This is a genomic window from Oxalobacteraceae sp. CFBP 8761, assembly GCA_014841595.1.
GTDB lineage: Bacteria > Pseudomonadota > Gammaproteobacteria > Burkholderiales > Burkholderiaceae_D > Telluria.
This window is the reverse complement of the sequence record JACYUE010000001.1, coordinates 1647597-1671420: the sequence shown is the minus strand read 5'-3', so window position 1 is coordinate 1671420 and position 23824 is coordinate 1647597. Positions and strand designations below refer to the sequence as shown.

At 64.7% G+C, this 23824-nt stretch carries 18 protein-coding genes; 6 read left to right on the top strand and 12 right to left on the bottom strand.

What is annotated here, in order from left to right:
* Nucleotides 1-7: 7 nt before the first annotated feature.
* Complete coding sequence (locus IFU00_07455) at nt 8-1321, bottom strand: MFS transporter (protein MBD8542110.1); 1314 nt, start codon at nt 1319-1321, stop codon at nt 8-10.
* Nucleotides 1322-1566: 245 nt separating this feature from the next.
* Between IFU00_07455 and IFU00_07450 the strand changes: the two genes are divergently transcribed.
* Entirely contained in the window at nt 1567-2775 is a 1209-nt protein-coding gene (locus tag IFU00_07450) for a helix-turn-helix domain-containing protein (GenBank protein MBD8542109.1), read from the top strand.
* Here IFU00_07450 and IFU00_07445 read toward each other — a convergent pair.
* Nucleotides 2750-3706, bottom strand: coding sequence for a hypothetical protein (locus tag IFU00_07445; GenBank protein ID MBD8542108.1), 957 nt, complete (start codon nt 3704-3706; stop codon nt 2750-2752). The two genes, IFU00_07450 and IFU00_07445, sit on opposite strands and share 26 nt — an antisense overlap.
* 196 nt (nt 3707-3902) lie before the next feature.
* Between IFU00_07445 and IFU00_07440 the strand changes: the two genes are divergently transcribed.
* Together IFU00_07440 and IFU00_07435 are read left to right on the top strand one after the other, a co-directional pair.
* Complete coding sequence (locus IFU00_07440; GenBank protein MBD8542107.1) at nt 3903-4355, top strand: RcnB family protein; 453 nt, start codon at nt 3903-3905, stop codon at nt 4353-4355.
* Nucleotides 4356-4524: 169 nt separating this feature from the next.
* Nucleotides 4525-7266, top strand: coding sequence for a TonB-dependent receptor (locus IFU00_07435; GenBank protein ID MBD8542106.1), 2742 nt, complete (start codon nt 4525-4527; stop codon nt 7264-7266).
* 60 nt (nt 7267-7326) lie between these two features.
* Here IFU00_07435 and IFU00_07430 read toward each other — a convergent pair whose 3' ends face one another.
* Nucleotides 7327-7713 carry a hypothetical protein gene (locus IFU00_07430; GenBank protein ID MBD8542105.1) on the bottom strand — a complete coding sequence of 129 codons (387 nt, stop codon included), beginning with the start codon at nt 7711-7713 and terminating at the stop codon, nt 7327-7329.
* 396 nt (nt 7714-8109) lie between these two features.
* On the opposite strand from IFU00_07430, the gene IFU00_07425 reads away from it, so the two are divergent.
* Entirely contained in the window at nt 8110-10311 is a 2202-nt protein-coding gene (locus IFU00_07425) for an EAL domain-containing protein (GenBank protein MBD8542104.1), read from the top strand.
* A 71-nt stretch (nt 10312-10382) separates the two neighbouring features.
* Here the strand turns inward: IFU00_07425 and IFU00_07420 are convergent, their stop codons facing one another.
* The 5 genes from IFU00_07420 to IFU00_07400 form a co-directional block, all read right to left on the bottom strand.
* Nucleotides 10383-11369, bottom strand: coding sequence for a tripartite tricarboxylate transporter substrate binding protein (locus IFU00_07420; GenBank protein MBD8542103.1), 987 nt, complete (start codon nt 11367-11369; stop codon nt 10383-10385).
* A gap of 53 nt (nt 11370-11422) precedes the next feature.
* Nucleotides 11423-12400 carry a hydroxymethylglutaryl-CoA lyase gene (locus tag IFU00_07415; GenBank protein MBD8542102.1) on the bottom strand — a complete coding sequence of 326 codons (978 nt, stop codon included), beginning with the start codon at nt 12398-12400 and terminating at the stop codon, nt 11423-11425.
* Nucleotides 12397-13608: a CoA transferase gene (locus IFU00_07410; protein ID MBD8542101.1), complete on the bottom strand. Its 1212-nt coding sequence runs from the start codon at nt 13606-13608 to the stop codon at nt 12397-12399. Before IFU00_07410 ends, IFU00_07415 begins: the two co-directional genes overlap by 4 nt.
* Before the next feature lie 75 nt (nt 13609-13683).
* Nucleotides 13684-14619 (bottom strand): LysR family transcriptional regulator, encoded by a 936-nt coding sequence (locus tag IFU00_07405; protein ID MBD8542100.1) that lies wholly within the window; start codon nt 14617-14619, stop codon nt 13684-13686.
* A 53-nt stretch (nt 14620-14672) separates the two neighbouring features.
* On the bottom strand, nt 14673-16034 hold the full coding sequence (locus tag IFU00_07400) for an MmgE/PrpD family protein (protein MBD8542099.1): 1362 nt from the start codon (nt 16032-16034) through the stop codon (nt 14673-14675).
* A gap of 360 nt (nt 16035-16394) precedes the next feature.
* Between IFU00_07400 and IFU00_07395 the strand changes: the two genes are divergently transcribed.
* Nucleotides 16395-18452 (top strand): TonB-dependent receptor, encoded by a 2058-nt coding sequence (locus IFU00_07395; GenBank protein MBD8542098.1) that lies wholly within the window; start codon nt 16395-16397, stop codon nt 18450-18452.
* A gap of 146 nt (nt 18453-18598) precedes the next feature.
* Nucleotides 18599-20197: a L,D-transpeptidase family protein gene (locus tag IFU00_07390; GenBank protein ID MBD8542097.1), complete on the top strand. Its 1599-nt coding sequence runs from the start codon at nt 18599-18601 to the stop codon at nt 20195-20197.
* Nucleotides 20198-20219: 22 nt separating this feature from the next.
* Here IFU00_07390 and IFU00_07385 read toward each other — a convergent pair whose 3' ends face one another.
* From IFU00_07385 to IFU00_07370, 4 genes are all read right to left on the bottom strand, one after another.
* Nucleotides 20220-20945 (bottom strand): lipid-binding SYLF domain-containing protein, encoded by a 726-nt coding sequence (locus IFU00_07385; protein ID MBD8542096.1) that lies wholly within the window; start codon nt 20943-20945, stop codon nt 20220-20222.
* 143 nt (nt 20946-21088) lie between these two features.
* On the bottom strand, nt 21089-22858 hold the full coding sequence (locus IFU00_07380) for a poly-beta-hydroxybutyrate polymerase N-terminal domain-containing protein (GenBank protein MBD8542095.1): 1770 nt from the start codon (nt 22856-22858) through the stop codon (nt 21089-21091).
* A gap of 9 nt (nt 22859-22867) precedes the next feature.
* The gene (locus IFU00_07375; GenBank protein MBD8542094.1) at nt 22868-23323 is read right to left on the bottom strand and encodes a universal stress protein; all 456 of its coding nucleotides are present in this window, start codon (nt 23321-23323) and stop codon (nt 22868-22870) included.
* Nucleotides 23320-23733: an Hsp20/alpha crystallin family protein gene (locus tag IFU00_07370; GenBank protein ID MBD8542093.1), complete on the bottom strand. Its 414-nt coding sequence runs from the start codon at nt 23731-23733 to the stop codon at nt 23320-23322. The genes IFU00_07375 and IFU00_07370 overlap by 4 nt, the downstream gene beginning before the upstream one ends.
* Nucleotides 23734-23824 lie beyond the last annotated feature (91 nt).

Sequence of the window (23824 nt, the reverse complement as noted above, 5' to 3'; positions counted from 1 at the left end):
GCTCCGATCAACGATTGACGAGGCGCGCAGGCACCACGAGCACCAGCATCGCGCCGATGAACAGCACGGTCGACAGGATGTACAGCGCCATGTCCGTGCTGCCGGTGGCGTCCTTGATCCAGCCCACCAGAAACGGGCTGAGGAAGCCGGCGATCTGGCCCATCGAATTGATCAGGGCGAGGCCCGCGGCCGCAGCCGCGCTGCCCAGGAAAGCCGCCGGCAGCGGCCAGAACATCGGCAGGCCGGTCAGTGCGCCCATCGTCGCCAGACTCAGGCCGATCATCACCAGCACCACGTTATCCGAGAAGTTCGCAGCCAGCAGCAGGCCGGCCAGCGCCATCAGCAGCGGTGCCGAGAGATGCCAGCGGCGTTCGCGCCGGCGGTCGGCCGAGCGGCCCACCAGCACCATGAAGACGCCGGCGAACAGGTAAGGAATCGCGCTGAGCCAGCCGACCGTCGTGGCGCTTTCGAAGCCCAGCGACTTGATGATCGACGGCAGCCAGAAGTTAATTGCATACACGCCCATCTGGATGCTGAAGTAGATAAAGCCGAGCATCCACACATGCCAGTCGCGCAGCACGGCGCCAAACGAATGCACCGCATGCGTGCCGCTCGAGCGCTGCGCCTCGTCCTCGTCGAGCGCCGTCTGCATCGCCGTTTTTTCTTCGGCAGTCAGCCATGGCGCCTGCGCCAGGCTGTCGTTCAGGTAGAACAGCACCGCGACACCCAACAGCACGGTCGGGATGCCCTGCAGCAGGAACAGCCACTGCCAGCCATCCATGCCGCCTTGGCCGGCCGAGAAGTGACTCAGCATCCAGCCCGACAGCGGGCCGCCGATCAGGCCCGAGACGGGAATGGCCGACATGAACAGCGCCATCACCTGGCCGCGCTTGTGCGCCGGGAACCACTTGGTGAAGTACAGGACCATGCCCGGGAAGAAGCCTGCCTCGGCCACACCGGTGAAGAAGCGCAGCACATAGAATTCAACCGGCGTGCTCACGAACAGCATGCAGGCCGACAGCGCACCCCAGGTCATCATCATCACCGCGATCCAGCGCCGCGCGCCCAGCTTGTGCAGGATGAGATTGCTCGGCACGCCGAAGGTCACGTAGCCGATGAAGAAGATGCCGGCGCCCAGGCCATACACGGTCTCGCTCAGTTGCAGCGCGTCGAGCATCTCGAGCTTGGCGAAACCGACGTTGACGCGATCCAGGTAATTGAAGAAGTAGCAGACGAAGATGAAGGGGATCAGGCGCCACGTGGCCTTGCGATAGGCGCCTTCGAGCAGGCTCGCGCCGGGGGTGCTGGCAATGGTACTCATGCTGTCTCCGAATATATGGTCATGTAATCATCGAGATTATCAACCAAACAAGGGCTGGCAAGCGTCGGCGACACGCACAATTCAAGCCGCCTGATTCCTGCCTTTTTTCAGGCATGTGCACAAGTTGATGACAAAACCAGTGTCGACATACCCAATCAGCATGCCAACCCCACCCGCCCGGATCGCCCACCGCCCCGGCATAATTGTGCATAATCACAAACGCCCCTTCCCATCCAGAGATCGCCATGCACATTCTCGACACCGGCCTCGCCCAGGAAATCGTCGCCCGCACCATGCGCATCATCCCGTTCAACGTCAACGTGATGGACGCCCACGGCGTGATCCTCGCCAGCGGCAACGCGGCGCGGGTCGGCGAGCTGCATGCCGGCGCCCTTCTGGCGCTGGCCAAGGAGCTCACCACCGAAATCGATGCAGCGGCCGCGCACAAGCTGCACGGCGCCCAGCCGGGCATCAATCTGCCTCTGTGCGTCGGCGGCGAGATCTGCGGGGCGGTGGGCTTGTCCGGCGCGCCCGACGCGGTGCGCCAGTTCGGCGAGCTGGTACGCCTCAGCGCCGAGATGATCCTCGAGCAGGCCGCCTTGACCCAAACGCTGCAAAGCCATTCACGCTACCGCGAAGCGTTCGTGCTCAACCTGATCCGCTACGAGCCGGGCGCACGGGCCGAACTCGAAGGCTGGGCGCAGCGTCTCGGGATCGACATCGAGCGCATGCAGCTCGTGTTTCTGGTCGAACTGCAGGGGGTGCCGGCGGCGGTGGACCATGCGCCGAGCGCCGTGCAGCTGCTGCAGATGCGGCTGCTGGCGCGCCGCGACGATGCCCTCACCGCCACCGTCGGCCCCGCCGAACTGGTGCTGCTCGAAGCCTGGGAGCCGTCCCGCAAAGGACTCGAGACACCGCCGCAGCGCCGTCTCGATGCCCTGGCCCAGCTGTTGCGCGAAGAATGCACGCTGCCGTTCACGCTGTCGATGGGCATTGCGCTGCCCGGCATCGACGGCGCCGCGATCTCGTACGGCAGCGCGCGCACCGCCAGCCGGCTTGGGCGCGCGCGCCATCCGCAGCAGCAGGTCTTCAGCTATTACGAGATGGCCTTGCCGGTACTGCTGTCGGGCCTGGACAGCGGCTGGCAAGCCCACCAGTTGCGCATGCCGATCGCGCGGCTCGCGCACGACAAGAGCCGCACCATGCTGCGCGCGACACTGTCCGCATGGTTTGAGCAGAACGAAAATTCGGCTGCCACCGCGAAGGCGCTGGGCATCCACCGCAACACCCTCGACTACCGGCTGCGCCGCATCGGCGAGCTCACGGGCCTCGACCTCGGCGCGAGCGAAGACAAGCTGCTGCTGTATGTGTCGTCGTTGTTAAGCCCGACTCTGAGCCCGACACTGAGCCCGATATTGAACGCGACGGTCAGCCCCGACGACCCGCCGGCATAGCCGACAATCCGCCGGTCGCCAACGACGCCGGCATGACGCCCGACTTGTTGTCGCTGCGCTCACGCCGCGCTTTTGCCGCCGCAGCGATGCGACGCGCTTCCACCAACGCCGCCGCACGCTGTTCCTGCGTCAGTTGTCCACCAAGCGCGGTCAGCAATCCGCTGCCCTCGGCGAAGATCTGCGGCGACCGGTCGCCAGGCTGCGCGACCTGGGCGTCGATCAGGCCAACCGCGACCAGATAGCCATACCCCTGCACGGGATGCTTGTCCGTCAGATCCGAGCCAGTCAGCTTCTGCATCCCCCACAGCAGCAATGCGGTCGTGTCCCCCGCCTCGGCCGCCGTGTCGAGCTGGCTGGCCGCCGTCGCCTTCCATTCGCGCACCAGGGGATCGTCGGGCCGCGTCGTCAACGCACTCGGATCGCCAAACGGGCCTTCGACAGCATGCATCCAGGCCGCGCCCGGTACGCCGGCCTTGACGGCAGTGGCCAGGTAATCGAGCCGCGCCAGCCGCTCGCGCTCGGTCATCGCGCCGCACATGCGCGTCATGTTCCGGCGTTCATCGGCGTTCAGCGCGCGTTTCGCACCCAGTTTGCTGTCGTGGACCTCGAGATCCTGCCGCCGGTTGAATGACGCGCAGGTCGACACGAGCATATAGGCCGCGTAGGCATCGTTCGGATCGTGCGAGGCCAGCAGATCGGCCACGTGCGCGCTCAGGTTCGGGTTCACGGCAGCAGCCAGCACCGACGCCGGCACTGCTGCCGACACTGCCTGCGCCGGCTCGGGCACGGCGGCACGTGGCGCATCCGGCGGCGTTGCGCCGGCCACATCGACGACCGTTTCACGTGTCGAGCTGCTCCACATGAGCCCTGCCGCGCCAATGCCGGCCACCACGAGCGCCGCGACCAGCCATTGTTGCAGACGTTTTTCCATCACAGCGCCTCCCGGTTGAATGCATCGATCGAACCGAGTATATCCAGCGCCGATGCGCTATTTCTCACACATTATGGCGACAGCCGGCACGGACACACTTTGTAGCATTGCTTACTGGAATTCTTAACATGTTAGGCGGCGCCCATAGTCTAATGAACTCATCGATTCAACGGATCGGCCACCAGGAGAAACAATAATGAAAACGAAGTTCATCGCAGCACTGATTGCATTGACCTTTACCGCCAGTGGCAGCGCTTTTGCACAACGCGGCGATCACGGTAACGATCGCGATCACGACCGCAACGGCTATTCGCAACAACAGCATCATGATCGCCGTGACGATGATCGCCGCGACGACAAACGAAATGACCGCCACGACGGCCCGCGCGCCAATCATGGCAAGCACCGCAACGACAGCGCCCAGTATTATCGGCGTGACGATTCCCGCGGTGGCGGTCCACGCCACGACTTGCGCCGCGGCGGCAAGCTGCACAAGGAATACCGCCATGATCGCTACGTGGTCAATGACTGGCGCGGTCGCCACCTGAGCGCGCCACCCCGTGGATATCACTGGGTCCAGACCGGTAACGATTATGTGTTGGCGACGATTGCCACCGGAATTATTGCCCAGGTATTGTTTGCGAATTAAAAGCTGGCTGATGCCCCTATAAACCGCCCGTCGAAAGACGTGGCGGTTTTTTTACGCATGCGCGTACCATATTTACAACACTCATTCATCCCTCGCCAACTGTTGCATCCCTTCAACCCTGCGCACGTTTACTATCAATCAATATGCTTGATGTAATAACGGAGAATTGATGAAACTGAATCTGAAACCAGGCGCCCGCGCCGTGCGTGGCGTGCTCCTGGCATGCGCTGGAACGACCATCGCCCTGGCCAGCCTGCCCCTGGCCGCGCAGACGTTGCCAGCAGTCCCGGCAGTCGAATTGCCGCGCGTCGAAGTCACGGGCTCGGCGATCCGCCGCGTGCAGTCTGAAACTGCGCTGCCGGTGCAAACGATTTCACGTGCCGAAATCGAGAAAACCGGCGTGACCACCGCCGCCGAGCTGATGGGCCGGGTCTCGGCCAACAGCAACGGCCTGACCGACGGCGCCAGCATCAATGTCGGCGGTGACCAGCGCGGCTTCAACAGCGCCAACCTGCGCGGCATCGGCACCTCGTCGACGCTGGTGCTGCTCAATGGCCGGCGCATGGCCAACTTCGCTTCGCCCGGCGACGACAGCGGCGTTGACCTGAACAATATTCCGGCGGCTGCCCTCGAGCGCGTCGAAGTGCTGCTCGACGGCGCATCGGCGCTGTATGGCACCGATGCCATCGGCGGCGTCATCAACTTCATCACCCGCAAGGACTTCCAGGGACTGGAAGCGAACGTGTACGTCGGCACGACCGATGAAGGCGGCGCAGGCAAGCGCACCGCCAGTCTCAGCGCCGGCAAGGGCGTGCTCGAGCGCGATGGCTACAACGTGTTTGCCGTGGCCGACTTCCAGCGCACCAATCCCCTGAGCACATCGCAGCGCAGCTTCATCCCGGGCCTGCAGGTCGAGCAGCGCCTCGGTCACCTGCTCTCCAGCTACACGAGTCCGGCCAATATCCGCCTGACCTCGGCCCAGCGCGACCACTTGCAGGAAATCGGCTTCACGCTCAATGGCAAGCCGATCACGAACCGCCTGATCAACCTGTCGATCCCGGGCTGCGCGCCGCCGGCCAATGTGTACCTGCCGGATGGCACGGGCGGCGTCGACGCCTGTACCTATAACTATATGGGCGACACCGAGCTGTATCCGAAGTCCGAAAAGGCCAGCGTGCTCAGCCGCGCCGTCATCAAGCTGGGGGGCTCGCACCAGGCCTACGCCGAAGTGGCGCTCAGCCGCGCCAAGACCGACTACACCGGCTCGTCGGCGCGCGTGGCTGGCTACATCGATTATTCGCGGGTGCCGCAACTGGCCGGCACTGGCCTGGACCAATTGGACGACGACATCCCGGGCGAACTGGAATTGCGCATGCGCCTGAACGAAGCGGGCCAGCGCACCAGCACCCTCACCAGCGAAGGCGTGCGTTTTGTCGTTGGCGTGACGGGCACCGTGGGCGGCTGGGATTACGACACCGCTTACAACCACAGCGTCAATACGGTCAAGGACCGCGACACCCATGGCTACCTGCTCTACAACGAGCTGCTCGAAGGAATCGCCGACGGCCGCATCAACCCGTTTGGCCCATCGAGCCCGGAAGGCCAGGCGCTGATCGACAGCATCCAGGTCGATGATGTCGTGCGCCGCGCCCGCGGCACGCTCGACGCCGTCGACGTCAAGTTGTCGCGCGCCCTGATGCCGATGGCCGGCGGCGACCTGGCGGTGGCCATCGGTGGCGAAGCGCGGCGCGAGAAAAACCAATTTACACCATCGGCCCTGCTCCTGAGCGACAACATCAACAATGACGCAGCGCCGGAAGGCGGCCGTGCCACCAGCGACAGCCGCGATGTGGCGGCGGTCTACGGCGAAGTGCTGGTGCCGTTCGCAAAACAGTGGGAAGCGCAGCTGTCGGCGCGCTACGACCATTACGAAAACGTGGGCGGTGCGGCCAGTCCGAAGATCGGCCTGACCTACCGGCCAAGCGACGCGCTGCTGCTGCGCGGCTCGGCCGGCCGGGGCTTCCGCGCGCCGTCGATGACGGAGCTGTACCGCCCGACCGTCTACAGCAGCACGGCCACCCTGCCCGATCCTGTCTACTGCGCCACGGTCGAGAACAATTACTCGGACTGCGCCGACAACTGGGACACGCGCCGCTACAGCAACGACGCGCTGAAACCCGAGCGCAGCCGCCAGTTCTCGCTGGGCGCCGTGTTCGCCGCCGGCAAACATGTCAGCGCATCGCTCGATTACTGGAACATCAAGCGCACGAACCTCATCAGTGAAATCGGCGACGACATCATCCTCGGCAATCTGGCCAAGTATGGCGACCTGGTGTATCGCGACGAGGATGGGCTGATCGACTACATCGAACTGCGCAAGGACAACCGCGGCGCGCAACTGGCGCGTGGCCTCGACCTGGCGCTCACGGTACGCGGCGTCGACACCGCCATCGGCCGCTTTGGCGGGCGTCTGAACGGCACTTATGTGCTGACGTCGAAAATCCAGAATGCGCCTGGCGATGCGTTAGTGAGCAATCTGAACCGCTTCGTGACGAAAGGCGTGGTCCAGCGCTGGCGCCATACGGTGAGCGTTGACTGGGATCGCGGGCCACTGTCGGCCAGCTTGCAAAATACGTTCTCGAGCGGCTACGAAGACCAGAACACGGCGATCAATATCGACAATGGCAGCGTGGTGGCGGCCAACCGGGTCAAGGATTATTCGCTGTGGGATTTGTCGGGCGCATATGGGGTCAATGCGAACCTGAAACTGCGCGTCGGTATCCAGAATCTGTTCGACACGAGTCCGCCTTATTCGAACCAGGCGTATTACTTTTTGTCGGGATATGATCCAAGCTATACGGATCCGCGCGGGCGCCGTTTTTATGCGAGTGCCAATTACTCGTTCAGATAAGGCATGATCGGTTTTCCCGGAATTCCACCAAACAGTGGGATCCGGGTTTGACGGGCGGCGTCAGAGAGACCGGTTCTCGATGCGGACCAGTCTCCAGCAATCGTCCATCTTGAAATAATACGACACCAGGTAATCGGTATCGGGGTTGGCCAGACTGACCCGCGCATTCGATGCCGTCACGTCTTCCAATTGCATGACAAGCGCATTGTCCTTGCGCTCCTGCACCAGAGGCATCACGGGAAATGCAGTCGACTGGACCGTGGTGTAGCTGCGTTGCACCGCCTCATCGCTGGAAAATCGCTGAATGAAAAATGAAATGTCCTGAGCCGGACAAACAGACATCGACGTGGCCGCCGGTGAATCTGACTGGGTGCTCAACTGAGCCGCCTGCCCATGGCTTGCTGACATCAACAGCAGTGCAAAGATTAGCTTGTTCAAATCACCCACGTTGACCTCCCGGATCGACTCCTTCAGAAATGGCGCGCTGCAATCAAGCCGACAGCCGATCGACCAATCGACCGATGAACGTGCCTTGCAGCATGCGTCCAAGTTTATCAGAAGAGCAACGCTACCCTGAACACGATCGCCTGGCTGGCAACGACGGGACCAGGACAAAACAGCAATCTTGACAGATCGCCATCAAGAAAATGCAGTGCGTGCTGCGGCGTTTTGTCGTCATACAGGCACGAAACCCATCTGACATGACGCATTTCTGCACACGATTGCATTGTCATGCATCAAATGCAACGGATAAGCTGGCATGATGTGGAAGATAAGACATGAACGTCTGCAGTGCTCACGGGCAGCAGGCACAGAAAATCGCACGGCTTTGACAGAATGACGATGAATCGATTTCGAACTACCGGACTCCCGGCCAGCATCCGGGGCACGCTGCCCACTCATCTTGACGTATCCACCACCCCACCTCCCCACCGTCCCCGCCTGCTGCTGGTCGATGACGAGCCACGTGTGCTGGCCTCGCTGCAGGAAATGCTCAAAGGTTGTGGTTATGCCATCAGTACGGCTGCCAGCGGCAACGAAGCGCTGGCGTGCCTGGCCGAGCAGTGCTTCGACCTGGTGCTGCTCGACCTGCTCATGATGGACGTCGATGGCCACGAGGTCATGGACTTCATCAACCAGCACGACATGAAGGCCGACGTCATCGTTGTCAGTGGCACTGTCGGCATCGAGTCGGCCATCGGGGCCTTGAAGCGCGGCGCCCACGATTACCTGCGCAAGCCATTCAGCCGCGAAGAATTGCTGCGCACGGTGGACAACGCGCTCAGGCAGCGCGACCTGCAGCAAATCAACCGTCGCATGGTGGCGGCGCTCGCGCTGTCCGAAAAAAAATACCGCTACCTGGTCGACGCGTCCCCCGACATGATCTACATGCTCGGTCATGAAGGCCGCTTCACCTACGTCAACGATCGCGCCTGCCAGATGCTGGGTTACGAACGGGAAGAACTGCTGGGCCAGCACTACACGGCGCTGCTGCATGCCGAAGACCACGAGCGCGCACTCTACGTGTTCAACGAACGGCGTGTCGGCGAGCGGGCCTCGCGCGACGTCGAGCTGCGCGTGACATGCCGCGCGGGCCAGCAGCACACGCACGACGCCGCCGACACGTCCGTGATGACGATCTCGCTCAACGCGATCGGCATGCACCGTGAAAAACGCGACCCGCACACGCCAACCTATGTCGGCACCTACGGCATCGCGCGCGACGTCAGCGCGCGCAAGCGTGCCGAAGCGGTCATCCATCACCAGGCCTACCACGACATCCTGACGGACCTGCCCAACCGCGTGCTGTTCAAGGACCGGCTCGGCCTGGCGATGCTGCAGGCCCGGCGCAAGCACACCGAGCTGGCGGTGATGTTCATCGACCTGGACCGCTTCAAGCTCGTCAACGACACGCTCGGCCACGGCCATGGCGACAAGTTGCTGCAGCAGGTGGCGCTGCGCCTGAAGGAATGCCTGCGCAAGGGCGACACGCTGGCGCGCCAGGGTGGCGACGAATTCACGATCGTGCTGCCCGACCTGCGCTCGCGCGACGATGCGCGCGTGGTCGCCGACAAGTTCATCGAGCGGCTGCACCAGCCGTTCGATCTGGGCGGCACCGAGGTGCACATTTCGGCGTCGATCGGCGTGGCGCTCTACCCCGAGCACGGCGAATCGATCGACGAGCTGCTGCGCAATGCCGACATTGCGATGTACCGCGTGAAGGACCTCGGCAAGAACGGTCATGCCTTCTACGATCCATCGATGCACGACGCGCTGCACCAGAACGTCGCCCTGGAACAGCATCTGCGCCGCGCGCTCGAGCGCAACGAACTCGAGATGTACTACCAGCCTCAGATCGACGCCGCCAGTGGCCGCATCATCGGCGCCGAGGCGCTGATGCGCTGGAACCATCCGGTGCGCGGCCTGATCATGCCCGCCGAGTTCCTGCCATTCGCCGAAGAGAGCGGCCTGATCGTGCCGATCTCGGAGTGGATGATCGATACGCTGTGCCGCGACATGGCGCAGTGGGGCTCGGACGGTGCGGACCAGTTGACGCTGTCGCTGAATCTGTCGCCGCATTATCTCGACCACAGCAAATTCTTCGAAACGATGCGCAATGCCCTGCAGCGCTACGACATCGGGCCAGGGCGAATCGCCGTCGAGATCACCGAAAACATCTGCATCCGCAATCCGCAATACGCGATCGAGCAGCTGAAGAAGCTCGGGCAACTGGGCGTGTCGGTGGCCATTGACGATTTCGGCACCGGATATTCGTCGCTCGCGTATCTGCACCGGTTTCCGATCCAGACCATCAAGATCGACCAGTCCTTCGTGCAGCAGATCAGCGACGAGGACGGGCATTATCCGGTCGTGCTGGCGATCATCTCGATTTCACGCGGCCTGAATCTCGATCTGGTGGCCGAAGGCGTGGAAACGGAAGTGCAGGCGCGCTATCTGCGCGCGCATGGGTGTTCGACGATGCAGGGCTTTTTGTTCCACCGGCCGATGCCGTTGGGCGGCTTTGTGAACGTGCTCAATTCCTGAAGTGCATCCCGGGGAATCTCGCCCGGGTGAAGCACACCTGCCGTGACTGCAACAGCAGGTGCGCTACGCCATCATTCCCCCGTGATCTTCGCATTCTTCACAAACGTGCCCCACGTCTGATATTCCTTGCTCGTATGCGCCGCCAGTTCCTGCGGCGTCATGTAGACCGCGTACGCACCCTGCTCCTGCGCCTTGCGCTTGAAGGCGTCGGTGGCCATGATTTTCTTGATTTCACCCGTCAGCCTGTCGACGATCGGCTTGGGCGTGTTGGCGGGCGCGTACACGGCGAACCATGAGCTCACGTCGAGCTTCTCGTACCCTTTGATCGTCGCGGTGGTCGGCACATTGGGCAGGCTCGGCAGCGCCACGTCGCCGGTGACGGCAATCGCGCGCAGCTTGCCGGACCGGATGTGGGCCAGCAGCGGCGGCGCCGTCGTGAAGGTCATTTCGACGTTGCCACCCAGCAGATCGGTAATCGCCGGGCCGGTCCCTTTGTAGGGCACGTGGGCGATGTTCGTGCCGCTCATCTGGTTGAGCATTTCACCCGTCACGTGCTGCAGTGAGCCATTGCCGGACGACGCGTAATTGAGTTTGCCGGGGTGTGCCTTGGCGTAGCTGACCAGCTCAGGCAAGGTCTTGATCGGCAGATCGGGCCGCACGACGAACACTTGCGGCGCCACGATAAGGTTCGCAACCGGGGTGAAATCCTTGATCGGGTCAAAACCGGCCTTGACCACGTGCGGCGTGATGACGTGAAAGCCCGAGTACTGCACCAGCAGGGTATAGCCGTCCGGCTTGGCCCGCTTGACGGCTGAAGCAGCGATCGCGCCCGCCCCGCCCGGCCGGTTCTCGACGACCACCGGTTTGCCAAGTGCCTTGGATAGCGGATCGGAAATCATGCGCGCGGCCAGGTCGGTGGTGCCGCCCGGCGCGGCCGAGACCATCAGCGTGATGGCGCGTGCGGGATAGTTGTCCTGCGCGTGCGCGCCGATGCTGGCAAATGCTGCGCCGACGGCAAGCAGGCCCGCGCGAATGCGCAGCGAGTGAATCGATTTCATGGTGTCTCCTGAATTATTAAAATAGTTTTGTTTGTGCAGGCGATGGCATGGTTTCAAGCCGGACGCGCTTCTGCGCGCTCCCTGATCGCTTCAAAATCCCTGGGTGGCCGGTGCAGATCGAGCCGCCGGCCTGCCTTGACGATCTGACTCGGCGTCTCGTGCCCGATCAATGCCGGCAGTCGTGCCGATGCGTCCAGCAAGCGGCCAAGATCGACGCCCGTGTCGTAACCCATCAACTGCAGCGCGTGCACCACCTCTTCGGTGCAGACATTGCCTGAGGCGCCGGGTGCATACGGGCAGCCGCCGATCCCGCCAAGCGACGCGTCGAAGCGGTCGGCGCCTGCATCGATCCCGGCCAGCACATTGGCCAGGCCCATGCCGCGGGTATTGTGAAAGTGCAGGCTCAGTTCGGTTTCTGGCCAGGCTGCGCGAAAACGCGCCGTCAGCGATGCCACCTGGCTTGGGTACGCCATGCCGGTCGTGTCGCACAGGGTGATGCCGCCGGCGCCCGCCTCGTCGATGAAGCGCGCACACCAGGCCAGCACCGTGTCTTCGGGCACGTCGCCTTCCATCGGGCAGCCGAACGAGCACGACAACGAGATATTGACGGCCAGCGCCGCCTGTCGCGCCAGCGCCGCCACCTCGCACAAGCCCTGGAACGATTGCGCCTGCGTCATGCGCAGATTGGCCAGGTTGTGCGTTTCGCTGGCCGACATCACCAGGTTCAGTTCGTCGGTGCGGCTCTCGATTGCGCGTTCGGCGCCGCGCACGTTCGGTACCAAGGCGCTGTAGATCACGCCCGGCACGCGCTCGATGCCGAGCATGACCTGCTGGGCATCGGCCAGCGCCGGGATCGCTTTGGGAGAAACAAACGCGGTCACTTCGATCTTGGCCATGCCGGCCTGCGACAGGCTGTTGACCAGGGCAATCTTGTCGGCGGTCGGCACGAACACCGACTCGGCCTGCAAGCCATCGCGCGTGCCGACTTCCTGCATGTGGATGCGGCGGCCAGCGCCGTTCCACCGGTTCATGCGATCACTCCCTTGGTGCGCAAGGCGGCGATGTCCGGCTCACTCAATCCCAGTTCGCGCAGCACGCCATCGGTATCGTCGCCGAGACCTGGGGCGGAGGTGCGCACGCTGCCTGGCGTGCCAAGCAATTTGGGGACAACGCCCGGCACCTCGAGCTCATAACCGTCGCGCGTGGTCTGGGCCAGGATCATGTCGCGCGCCCGGTAATGGGGATCCTCCGCGATGTCTTTGGCGGTATAGACCTTGCCGGCCGGGACGCGGGCACTGCCCAGCAAGTCGAGGACCTCGGTGATCGGGCGCGTTGCCGTCCAGACGCTGATGGCGGCGTCGATCTCGGCCACGCGCACGACGCGGCCGGCATTGCCGGCCAGCGCCGGGTCGTGGGCCAGGTCGTCGCGCCCGATCACGGCCATCAGGCGCTTGAAGATGCTGTCGCCGTTACCGGCGATGAGCACGTAGCCGTCGTTGCAGCGGTAGGCGTTCGACGGTGCGATCCCGGGCAGCGCGCTGCCGGCGGCCTCGCGCACGGCGCCAAACGCGCTATATTCGGGCAGCAGGCTTTCCATGACGTTGAACACGGCCTCGTGCAGGGCGACGTCGATCACCTGGCCCTTGCCGCCATTGACCTTGCGGTGGTACAGCGCGGTGAGCACGCCGATCGTGCCGTGCAGCGCGGCCAGCGTGTCGCCAATGGACACGCCGCAGCGCACCGGCACGCGGTCCGGTTCGCCCGTCAGGTGGCGCAGGCCGCCCATCGCTTCGCCGATGGCGCCAAAGCCCGGCAAGTCGCGGTACGGCCCGGTCTGGCCATAGCCCGAGATGCGCAGCATGACAAGGCCGGGATTGATGGCCGACAGCGCCTCCCAACCCATGCCCCAGCCTTCCAGGGTGCCGGGGCGGAAGTTCTCGATCAATACATCGGCTTCGGCGATCAGCTTGCGGGCGATGTCCTGGCCTTCGGCACTGCGCAGGTCAAGGGCGATCGAGCGCTTGTTACGCGACTGCACCTGCCACCAGACCGATGTGCCTTCCTTGATCATGCGCCAGTTGCGCAGCGGGTCGCCGCTGCCGGGCGCCTCGATCTTGATGACGTCGGCGCCGAATTCGCCCATTGTCTTGCCGGCGAACGGGCCGGCGATCAGTTGGCCCATTTCGATCACGCGCACGCCGCGCAACGCGCCGTCGGGAATGCTGTTGTTGAGGTTCATGCTGGTCTCGTCGATGGTTGTAGCTTGTCGACCCAGCATAGAGACAACGGGCCCTGCCCGTCCAACCGTTTCTTTTCAACGAGCCTTCGTCAACCGCGAACGCTCTTCGGCGGATCCCAGATGCGCGAGCAGCGCCCGCGTCACCGGCGACAAGCCCTTTTCTTCCCGCACGACGATGCGCAGTTCGCGCTCGGCCCACGGCTCGTCGATCTCGACCGCCACCAGGCCCAGCGGCTGGCCGATGGCAATAAACACTTCGTGCGGAATCACGCCCAGGCCCATGCCCACCTGCGCCATGCGGCAGACGGCGTCAAAGCCGGGCACGTGGATACGGGTTTTCAATGGCCGGCCAGAGGCGCGTGAGGCCAGGTGCGTACGCTTGTTGATCGAGCTGTCCGCGTGCAGGCCCACGTGATCGAAGTCGAGCGTGTCGGCGAACGGCACGCGGCCACGCCCGGCCAGCGCGTGGTCGTGGCGCATGACGAGCACGATGCGGTCGCGCCGGTACAGGTGGCTGTGCAGCTCGCGGGTATCGGTGTCGCCCGAGCAGATGCCGATCTCGGCGAAGCCGTCTTCGACGCCCTTGACGACGTCGCCGCTGGGACGCTCTTCGAGGTCGAGCCGGATCTGTTCGTGCAGGTTCAGGAACGCGCGCAGGTCTTCCGGCAGAAATTCCACGATGGCCGACAGGTTCGCCACCATGCGCACGTAGCCGCGCAAGCCCTGGGCGTGCTCGGCCAGTTCCTGGCCGATCTTGTCGACGCTGAGCAGGATGCGGCGCGCATGCGTCAGCAGCGATTCACCGGCCGGGGTCAGGGTCATGCCGCGCGCCGTGCGCACCGTCAGCGCCACGCCCAGCGCCCCCTCCATGTCGGCCAGTCGCTTGCTGGCGGCCGAGACAGCAATGGCTTCGCGTTCGGCTGCACGGGTGAGTGAACCTTCTTCGTGGATTGCCAGGAAAAGCTGCAGGCTGGTGAGGTCCAGCCTTCTGAGGATATTGTTCAGTGCCATCGGAAAAGCTGATACAGCGGGAGACGAGAGTGTCACGACTGTATCAGGTCTTCTCAGGCAAACAGGTTTCCCACCCTGGGCGCGTCCGCCAGGTTCCAGACGCGTTTGGCGAGCGCATGCATCTCGGCCTCGCTCGCCGCCTCGCCGAACAGCGCCAGCCGCAGCGCTTTCTGTTCGAGTTCAGGGCGCGACAGGGTGTTGCCGGGGTCGCCCTTCGGTTCGTCCACCCGGCCGGTGAGGCGCCGGCCATCGGTCGTCTCGACCGTCACCTTGCCGATCCAGCGCGCCGGATACGCGGTGTCGACTTCGTCGTCGAATTCCATGCCCACCTTGCCACGAAACGCCGCAATCGGCGCCGCATTGAAGCTGTCCTCGAACTGCGTCAAGCCGGCTACATCGTAATGCGCGATCAGCCCCAGCACCGTCCCCATCGAGAATTTGGCCTGGTGCACCGTTTGCGGATCGACGACCGCGCCCAGCACGTCGATCGCGCCCTGGTGCACGTGCGCGACGACGCGCACGATCTGCTCCGGTTGCAGGCCGTGGGTTCGCATCACCTGCTGCAAGGCGTCGGCGGCCGGATGCGTGTGCCGGCACGACGCGTGGAATTTGAAGGACGTCTCGGCCAGCGCCCAGCGCTCGCCGAGGCGGTCGGTCAGCCTGGCCGGATCGGCGTCGCTCGACATGCCCGCCGCCATGCCCTGCGCGCCCTCAAGGATGCGGCGCGCACCGGTAAAGCCGTCCTGCGCCAGGTAGGCCGACGTCAAGCCGTTCGCGGCCGCAGCGGCCGTGTGCAATTGCTTCGAGTCGGCAGCGTCGCGCAGGAATTCCCATAGGCCCGCCGCCTGCGTGCCGGCCGAGCCGAAGGCATGCAGCATCTGGTCGGGCGTGAGCTTGAGCAGGTGCCCCGCTGCTGCTGCAGCCGCCAGCGTCCCGGCGGTGCCCGTCGTGTGGAAGATGCGGTAGTGCGAGCGGCCAAGAAATTCGCCGACGCGAATGCCGACCTCGTAGCCGGCCACGGCCGCCGTCAGCAGGTCACGCCCGCTGGCGCCGATCGACTGGGCAACGGCCAGCGCCGCCGGAAACACGACCGCGCCCGGATGGAATACCGAGCCGTTGTGCACGTCGTCCTGCTCGGCGACGTGCGAGGCAGCGGCATTGACCATTGCCGCGAACAGCGGCGTCGTCGTGCGGCGCGAGATCAGCACGTCGCAGGGGCCGCCGCCCGGCCCCATCGCCTGTGCGTAGCGGTCGATGGTTTGCACGGCGCGCGACGTGCGGCCGGCCAGCGCGGAACCGATCCAGTCGAGGAACAGGTCTTCGGTGCGCATGCGCACGGCATCGGGAATCTGCTCGTAGTGCAGGTTGGCAGCGAAGCTGGCAAGCAGCTGGCTAGGGTGCTGGTGATCAGCCATGTGGTCTCCTGGATTATTCATATCGGTGGTCGGCACGCTGCGGCGCCGCTGGCGCAGTCTGACCATCATAGAGAGCAATAGCCGGCAAGTAGAAATAGAAAAAATTGATACCAGCATGATGCTGTCGGATCAGTCGCTGGCTGCGAGGTCGGGTCTTATTCTGACAAGAAACCTCATTCCCCCTCTCAGTAATGAGATATCATTATCAATAAGGTCGTGATCGATCCGTTAGCCCGGCAACCTGCACGCCGCTGCCATCCGACCTGACAAATTCTGTTCTCACCTGCCTTCCACTCTGGAGTGTCGACCTTGCAATCCGCTACCCGTTCTACCCGCCTGCGTGCGATTTCCCACGCCGTCATGCTTACCTGCCTGTTTGGCGGCGCCGCCGTCGCGGCTGACGAGACACCTGACCTCGCCCCAGCGGCTGCACCGTCGGCGCAGGTCGTCGAAGTCCGGGGCCAGCGCGGCGACGACGAACGGCTGGCGCCTGGTCTGGGCGCCGCCTCGCTGCCGGGCAGCGTGACCACCGTGACGGCCGAAGACCTCGCCACGCTCGACATCGGCCGCGACATCTCGAACGTGTTTCGCCGCGTGCCGGGCGTGGTCGCCAACAATATCGACCAGGGCGACACTGGCAATGGCTTTCGGATGCGCGGCTTCGCTACCCAGGGCACGCACGGCGCCGACACCGCCATCCATATCGACGGCGTGCCCCAGAACATTCCATCGAGCCAGGGCGGCGCGGGCCACGGTCCGGCGTTCCTCGAATGGATGACCGGCGACATGATCGACACCTTCGACGTCATCAAGGGCCCGGTCTCGGCCCTGTACGGCGACCAGAACCGCGCTGGCGCAGTGGCGATCCGCACCCGCGAAGGCGGCGCGGCCACGCCGTCGAGCGCCACGGTGACCGTGGAAAGCTATGGCGGGCGGCGCGGCTCGCTCGTGCTGTCGAATGACTTCGGGCAAATCCGCTCACTGGTGGTGGCCGACCGCTACAGCCTCGACGGTTTCCGCCACGGCGCCAGCCTCGACCGCAACAACCTGTTCTGGAAGCTCTCGACCACTATCGGTGACGGTGTCTACAGCCTGCGCGCCACCTATTACAAGTCGGACTATGCCGGCGCCGGCTACCTGTCGCTGCCGGCCATGGAAGCCGGGCTGGTCGATCCGCACGACACCATGTTCAACCTGCCGGGCTTTGGCGATGCGCACCGCAAGACGCTCGTGGTCAACCGCAGTCCGGCATCGGGCGACGCGGGCTGGTTCGCCACCGCCTATGCGGAGGACTTCGCCCGCAGCCGCGCGATCCAGACCAGCACCACGCTGCACACCTATGGCTATGATGAGCGCGACATTTTTGGCGCGCGCGGCGGCAATACCTGGGCCTTCGGCACTGCCAGCGTGCTGACAATCGGCCTTGAAGCACGCCAGGACAAGGGCGATGCGTTTCGGCAGCAATACCGCAACCGGCAACCGACCGCCAGCTACGTCAACAACCAGGCACTCGACCTGCTGACCTACGGTGCGTTCATCCAGGGCCAGTACCGCATCCTGCCCACGCTCAAGCTGCACGGCGGCGCGCGCTACGACCGCTTCGACTACGACCTCGTCAACCGCAAGCTGCCCGCCGCATCGACCGGCTACGACGCCTCGGTGGTCACGCCAAAATACGGCGCGATCTGGAACGTTCTGCCGGCCGTCGAGCTGTACGCGAACATCGCCCAGGGCTTCCGCTCGCCGGCGGCCGAGCAGATCAGCACCAGCGGCAGCCTGGGTCCGCTGGGCGCGCTTGGCGGGCGCAGCAATCCCGGCATCGATCCGAGCCGGGTGCGCTCGCACGACCTCGGGTTCAAGGCGGCGCCACTGGACGGCCTGAGCGTGTCCGGCGCGTTCTACGCTATCCAGAATGACGACGAGATCATCAACACGGCGCCGGACGTGTTCGTGGCATCCGGCCAGACCACGCGCCGGGGTCTCGAACTCGACCTGCACTACCAGCTCAGCAGCGCACTCAACACGTACCTGAGCTACGGTCGCATCCTGCGCGCGCAGCTCGACAACCCGGCGCCTGGCGCCGGCCCGCGCCTGTCGGTGCCGGAGCACACGTGGAAAGCCGGCGTCCAGTACCGCACCGCGATGGGTCCGGGCCGGCTGTCGCTCAGTGGTGACGTGTACGTCACGGCCGGCAATCCTTATTACATGGGCACGCCGCTGTACGAACGTGACATGCCGACCTATGTGCGCTACGGCATCAAGGCGACCTACGATCTGGGCAAGTTCCAGGGTGCGCTGTTCGCCACGCTGCAGCCGCACGAGTTCGCCAGCGATATCGCGTATGGCACGGCCGGTGGCTTGCTGGTGACGACCGTGCCGCAGGCCACGGCCGGGGCGTCGCTGCGTTATTACTTCTGATCGGGAGAAACCGCGTCCATCGTAACGCGGTCGTTGCACCGGGCGATCCGTTGGATTGATGCAGATCAACGACTGCCAGGCGCTGGAGGGTGTAATTTTGACGCCTGTCACATGACCCCTCCATCACAGCGCATGCACCACACCTCATGGTAGTTCCCCGTCTGACCTGGCCCGCCAAAGCACATGGCGGCGCTGCGCATCTTCTTCTGCTGTTGCTGCTTCAGGCTGCCACGGGTTCCGCCGCATTTGCCCGTGATGCCGTCGCGGGCGTTGAGGTCGCGGCGCCCGTGGTCAATCCTTGTGCACCGATCGCCGCAACCGATGCATCCTGGCTGTCCGGCGCGCAGGGACTGGCGCCGCTCGCACTGCAACTGCTGCGCGCAGCGCCCGAGCACGGCCTCGACATCCGCCGCTATCAGGTGGACGAGCTGACCCGGCGGCTGGCCGGCCCGGAGGGCACATCGGCGGCATTCGTGCGCGACCTCGACCGCGCGATGATGCAGTACCTGTGCGATCTGCACGGGGGTCGCGCGGCCTGGGCCAGCCGGGTTTCCGCTGCGCCCGACACCGGCTTCGACCCGCGCCAGCGCCTGGCCACCGTGCGCGACGCGCAAGGGCTGGCACAGGCCATCGACGCCGCCGCGCCCGCCATTCCGCTGTTTGGCAGGGTCAAGGCAGCGCTGGCACAGTACCGCGAACTGTCTCGTGCGACACCGGACTGGCCCGCGCTGCCGCCAGTCGCACGGGCCGCCATCCACGCCGGCGAGCCCTATGCGGGCGCGGCCCTGCTGCAGGCGCGGCTGCAGTTGCTGGGTGATCTGGACGCGCAGGCGCCCATGGGCAGCGACGGCATCTATACCCCGGCACTGGCGGGCGCCGTGCGGCGTTTCCAGGCGCGGCACGGGCTGGATGAAGACGGCGTACTGGGCACTGGGACGGTCACGGCCCTGTCGGTGCCGCCCGCGCATCGCGTCGCCCAGCTGGCGCTGACGCTGGAACGCCTGCGCTGGCTGCCACCGCCTCCGGCGCATGGGCGCGTCGTCGTCGTCAACGTGCCCACCTACCGCTTGTGGGCCTTCGATGCCAGGGACATCTTTGCGGCGCCCGCGCTGGAAATGCGCGTGATCGTGGGCGCGCGCGGCCACACGCCCACGCCGCTGTTCATCGGAGAAATGCGCTACCTGGAATTCGCGCCATACTGGAATGTACCTGCCAGTATCCAGAAGAATGAAATCCTTCCGAAGCTGGCACGCAATCCTGCCTATCTGCAGCAGAATGACATGGAACTGGTGGGATCGGACGGGCGTGTGCTGCAGGTTGGCGCCGGCGATGCGGCAAGCCGCCTGCGGGCCGGCGGCGCCAGGGTCAGGCAGCGCCCTGGCTCACGCAATGTGCTGGGCGACGTCAAGTTCGCGCTGCCCAACCCGATGAATATCTACCTGCATTCGACGTCGGCCAGGGAACTGTTCCAGCGCACGCACCGTGACCTGAGCCATGGCTGTATCCGCGTCGAACAACCGGCCGAGCTCGCGCAATTCGTGCTGGCCGATCCGCAGCAGTGGAGCGGTACGCAGGTAACTGCCGCCATGGGCGCGGGCAAGAACCGCTTCGTCAAGCTGGCCGCGCCGGTGCCCGTCGTGCTGTTCTATGCAACGGCTCTGGTCGATCGCCAGGGCCGGGCCTTGTTTGCACCCGACATTTACGGGCGCGACGCCGCCCTGATCGCGGCGCTGCAGCTGGAATGAACGGGCCGCTGGGACGCTACCGTCACTTGGCAGGCTCCGCGGCCGCAACGAGGGCATCGACCAGTGGCGCGGCCTGTGGATTGTTGGTCGTCCCCTTGATGACATCGGTCGCCGACAGCGTGCGCTCGTAATACGCGTTCGTCACGTTCTGGTTGAAGCGGATGTCATTGACTTGCACCGTCGCGACATCGCCGAACAAGCCCTGGGTATCGCTCCAGGCCACGACGTCGCCAGCGCCAGCGGTGCCCTGCACCATCTTGTTCCACCTGACCACCGTCAGGCCGGCTTTCGCATTGACCGAGAAATTGTTTTTCTTGAGGAAGGCATTGACCGCCTTGTCGTTGTTCAGCACCAGCACCAGGTTACCGCCCTCGACGCCCGCCTGGAGGCCCACACTGAGCCCGCCCGTGTTGTAAAAGACGGGGTCGCTCCAGCCGCCACTGGCACGCCGCACCAGCAGGATGCCGGTGCCGCCGGCCGCGCCCACGCCCACGGCCGCACGCCGGTAATTTGGCACGATGAAGATGCCCTTGGCGCTTGTCAAGACGCCCTGCATGCGCTCGACGGCGTCAAGCTTGCGCACCACGGCAACCGCGTCGCGCACGTGTTCGCTGGCGATCGCTTCCTGTTTTGCGGACGACGACGTGGTGTCCACCGGCGTCTGTGCTGCGGCGCCATGGACGACGACGGCATGCGCCAGCAATGCATAGAAGATCGTGTTCATGCGGCGCTTTTGCTTGGTATTCATGGGGACTCCCTGATGGATGAATGGACGCCAGGATAGGTACCGGGCGCAAGATCCAGTGTGGAGAGAGCGATGACGAATTTGAATGATGCACGTCAAATACTGCCGTCACCGTGCTCCGTCGATGGGATGCACCGGCTGCGCGTTTATCGCACCAGCACGTAACTGCCTGGTGCAGCGTCGAACACCGTGTCCGGTCCGGCAGGATCGGCCGGCACAACAGAATTAGAGGCGATCTGCGCAGTGGCATGACTGCGCAGCCAGTGTTCCCAGGCCGGCCACCACGAGCCGGATTGCTGCGGCGCCGCGGCGCACCAGGCGTCGGGATCGAGATAGCGGCCATCGCGAGCGCGCGTGGCGATCTGGTAGCCGTGCCCGCCGCTTGCCAGCGGCGGGTTGACGACGCCGGCATTGTGCCCGCCGCCCGTCAGGCAGAACGTGAGTTCAGCATCGGCCAGCAGGTGCAGCTTGTAGACCGACAGCCACGGCGCGACCGTGTCGCGCCGGGTGCCGAGCACGAACATGGGCAAGTGCAGGTCGGACAGCGCGACCGGCCTGTCGCCCACGCGGTAGCGACCCTGCGCCAGATCGTTGTCGAGATACAGGCTGCGCAGGTATTCGCTTTGCTGGCGGTACGGCATCCGGGTGGCATCGGCATTCCAGGCCGCCAGGTCGCTTGTGACGCGCCGGCCCTTCCCCAGCAGGTAATTCTGCACCATGCGCGACCAGACCATGTCCTTCGAATTGAGCAGCGCAAACGCGCCTTCCATCTGCGTGCCATCGAGATAGCCTTTGCCGGCCATGACGTTGTCGAGGAAGTTCAGCTGGCTTTCGTCGATGAACAGGCCCAGTTCGCCCGGCTCGGTGAAGTCGACCTGCGCCGCCAGCAGCGTCAGGCTGGCCAGGCGCTCGTCGCCGTCGCGCGCCATCGCGGCTGCGGCAATCGCCAGCAGCGTGCCGCCCAAGCAGTAGCCGAGCGCCTGGATGGCGTACCCGGGGCGCCGCGCGGCGACCTGGTCAATGGCCGCCATCACCCCCAGGTTCAGATAATCGTCCATCCCCAGATCGCGATCGGCCGCGTCCGGGTTTTTCCAGGAAATCATGAAGACGGTGTGGCCCTGGCCGACCAGGTAGCGCACCAGGGAATTGGCCGGGGACAGGTCGAGAATGTAGTATTTCATGATCCATGGCGGCACCATCAGGACCGGCTCGGCGCACACGGTGGCGGTCGCCGGCTCATACTGGATCAACTCGATAAGGCGGTTGCGGTACACCACCTTGCCCGGTGTCAGGGCTACGCCCCGGCCGGGCTCGAACCCCGTTGGCGCCGTCGCTGCAGCACCGCTCGCATCCTCGATCGCATTGTGCCAACCCATGACCAGATTCATGCCACCGGAACGCCAGGTTTCTTTGAGCACGACCGGATTCGTCAGCAGGAAATTGGATGGCGAAAACATGTCCAGCGCCTGGCGCACGGCAAAGGTCCATACCTGCTCGTGATGCCGCGTCACCCTGGGCACGCCGGTGGTGGCGTTGTACCACCACTGCTGCTCGAACAGGAACGCCTGGTGGATCAGGTTGAACGGCCACGCCTGCCATTCGGGCGCGGCGAAGCGGCGGTCCTGCGGCAGCGGGGCGATGCAGGGCGCGCCATTCTGATCGGCTCTCGCAGCGGCGCTTGTAGCCAGACGCAGCAGTTTGCGCTGCGCCTTGATCACCAGTTCACGCTGCTTGTCAGGGGAGCCGGCCAGGTGCACCAGCCAGTCCGTGGCCGCCGCCGCCAGCGAGGCCGGGGACAGGCCCTGTGTCCACCAGGCCAGCTGCGCATACAGTGCACGGTCGAGCTCGCGCACCGGCGTCTCGCCAGGGGCCGCGGCTCCGGTAGCAGACTGGGATGGGAGATCCGAAATGAGCATACCCTCCTCTCAGCGAAACAGTAGAACAGGCAGATGCGCGTGCTCGATGACCCGCGCCGTCTGGCTTGCCAGAATGTGCTCGCTGGCGCCGTGGCGGCCATGCGAGCTCATGCAGATCAGGTCAGCGTGATGGTCAAGCGCGGCGCGCACGATTTCACGCCACGGTTCGGCGCCGGTCAAGACCTGGCACTCGCACGGCACGCCCAGCGTGTGCGCCGTCTCGGCCACGTTCTGCAAGATGCGGCTGGCGTGGATGCGGCCGGCGCCAGCAGCATCGGCGTCCGTCACGACATGCACGGCGACCACAGCCGCACCAGTGCCGGCGGCATACGCCAGGCAGGTGCGCGCCAGGGGCGTCATCGACAATGAGCCATCGACCGGCAACAGGATGCGCCGGAACATGGGCTGGTGTTCAGGCGCCGCTTGCGCAGGCAAGGCCGGCACGTGCAGGGCGTCCGGGGTCACGCGATCGCCAGCGGCGTGCCGCTGCCGCCTGCCTTCTTGGGCAGTTCCAGCTGCAGGACGCCATCCTTGAATTCGGCCCGGGCCGCAGCATCATCGACCGCTTGCGGCAGTGTGAAGCTGCGGTAGAACTGGCCCCAGGCACGTTCGGCGCAGATGGTGGTGGCGCCTTCGTGCGCGCTCTGCGATGACGTGTCGGCACTGATCGACACCTGATTGCCGTCGATATTGACCTTGATGTCTTCTTTCTTCACCCCCGGCAGGTCGGCCTTGACGCGGTAGCCGTCGCCATTTTCGGTGACGTCGATGCGCATGCGCGGCGCCAGGTCGGCAAAGAAGTCATCGAAGGTGCGGAACGGATCGGCACGCAGCATGCGTGCGACGGGATCGAAACGGGTCATGGAATGGGACATGGTCATTCTCCGGAAGATGGTCTCTGCGCCTGCCGTCAACGGGTAGTCGGGCATCGAATTGATCCTAGTCGTGCTGGCGCAAACACCGATA

What these genes read in the sequence shown, in the direction of transcription:
- IFU00_07435 (MBD8542106.1), top strand. Translation starts at nt 4,525, where the DNA reads ATGAAACTGAATCTGAAACCAGGCGCCCGCGCCGTGCGTGGCGTGCTC.
- IFU00_07445 (MBD8542108.1), bottom strand. Translation starts at nt 3,706, where the DNA reads ATGGAAAAACGTCTGCAACAATGGCTGGTCGCGGCGCTCGTGGTGGCC.
- IFU00_07380 (MBD8542095.1), bottom strand. Translation starts at nt 22,858, where the DNA reads ATGCTCATTTCGGATCTCCCATCCCAGTCTGCTACCGGAGCCGCGGCC.
- IFU00_07400 (MBD8542099.1), bottom strand. Translation starts at nt 16,034, where the DNA reads ATGGCTGATCACCAGCACCCTAGCCAGCTGCTTGCCAGCTTCGCTGCC.
- IFU00_07385 (MBD8542096.1), bottom strand. Translation starts at nt 20,945, where the DNA reads ATGAATACCAAGCAAAAGCGCCGCATGAACACGATCTTCTATGCATTG.
- IFU00_07395 (MBD8542098.1), top strand. Translation starts at nt 16,395, where the DNA reads ATGCTTACCTGCCTGTTTGGCGGCGCCGCCGTCGCGGCTGACGAGACA.
- IFU00_07370 (MBD8542093.1), bottom strand. Translation starts at nt 23,733, where the DNA reads ATGTCCCATTCCATGACCCGTTTCGATCCCGTCGCACGCATGCTGCGT.
- IFU00_07415 (MBD8542102.1), bottom strand. Translation starts at nt 12,400, where the DNA reads ATGAACCGGTGGAACGGCGCTGGCCGCCGCATCCACATGCAGGAAGTC.
- IFU00_07405 (MBD8542100.1), bottom strand. Translation starts at nt 14,619, where the DNA reads ATGGCACTGAACAATATCCTCAGAAGGCTGGACCTCACCAGCCTGCAG.
- IFU00_07455 (MBD8542110.1), bottom strand. Translation starts at nt 1,321, where the DNA reads ATGAGTACCATTGCCAGCACCCCCGGCGCGAGCCTGCTCGAAGGCGCC.
- IFU00_07450 (MBD8542109.1), top strand. Translation starts at nt 1,567, where the DNA reads ATGCACATTCTCGACACCGGCCTCGCCCAGGAAATCGTCGCCCGCACC.
- IFU00_07420 (MBD8542103.1), bottom strand. Translation starts at nt 11,369, where the DNA reads ATGAAATCGATTCACTCGCTGCGCATTCGCGCGGGCCTGCTTGCCGTC.
- IFU00_07425 (MBD8542104.1), top strand. Translation starts at nt 8,110, where the DNA reads ATGAATCGATTTCGAACTACCGGACTCCCGGCCAGCATCCGGGGCACG.
- IFU00_07440 (MBD8542107.1), top strand. Translation starts at nt 3,903, where the DNA reads ATGAAAACGAAGTTCATCGCAGCACTGATTGCATTGACCTTTACCGCC.
- IFU00_07410 (MBD8542101.1), bottom strand. Translation starts at nt 13,608, where the DNA reads ATGAACCTCAACAACAGCATTCCCGACGGCGCGTTGCGCGGCGTGCGC.
- IFU00_07390 (MBD8542097.1), top strand. Translation starts at nt 18,599, where the DNA reads ATGGTAGTTCCCCGTCTGACCTGGCCCGCCAAAGCACATGGCGGCGCT.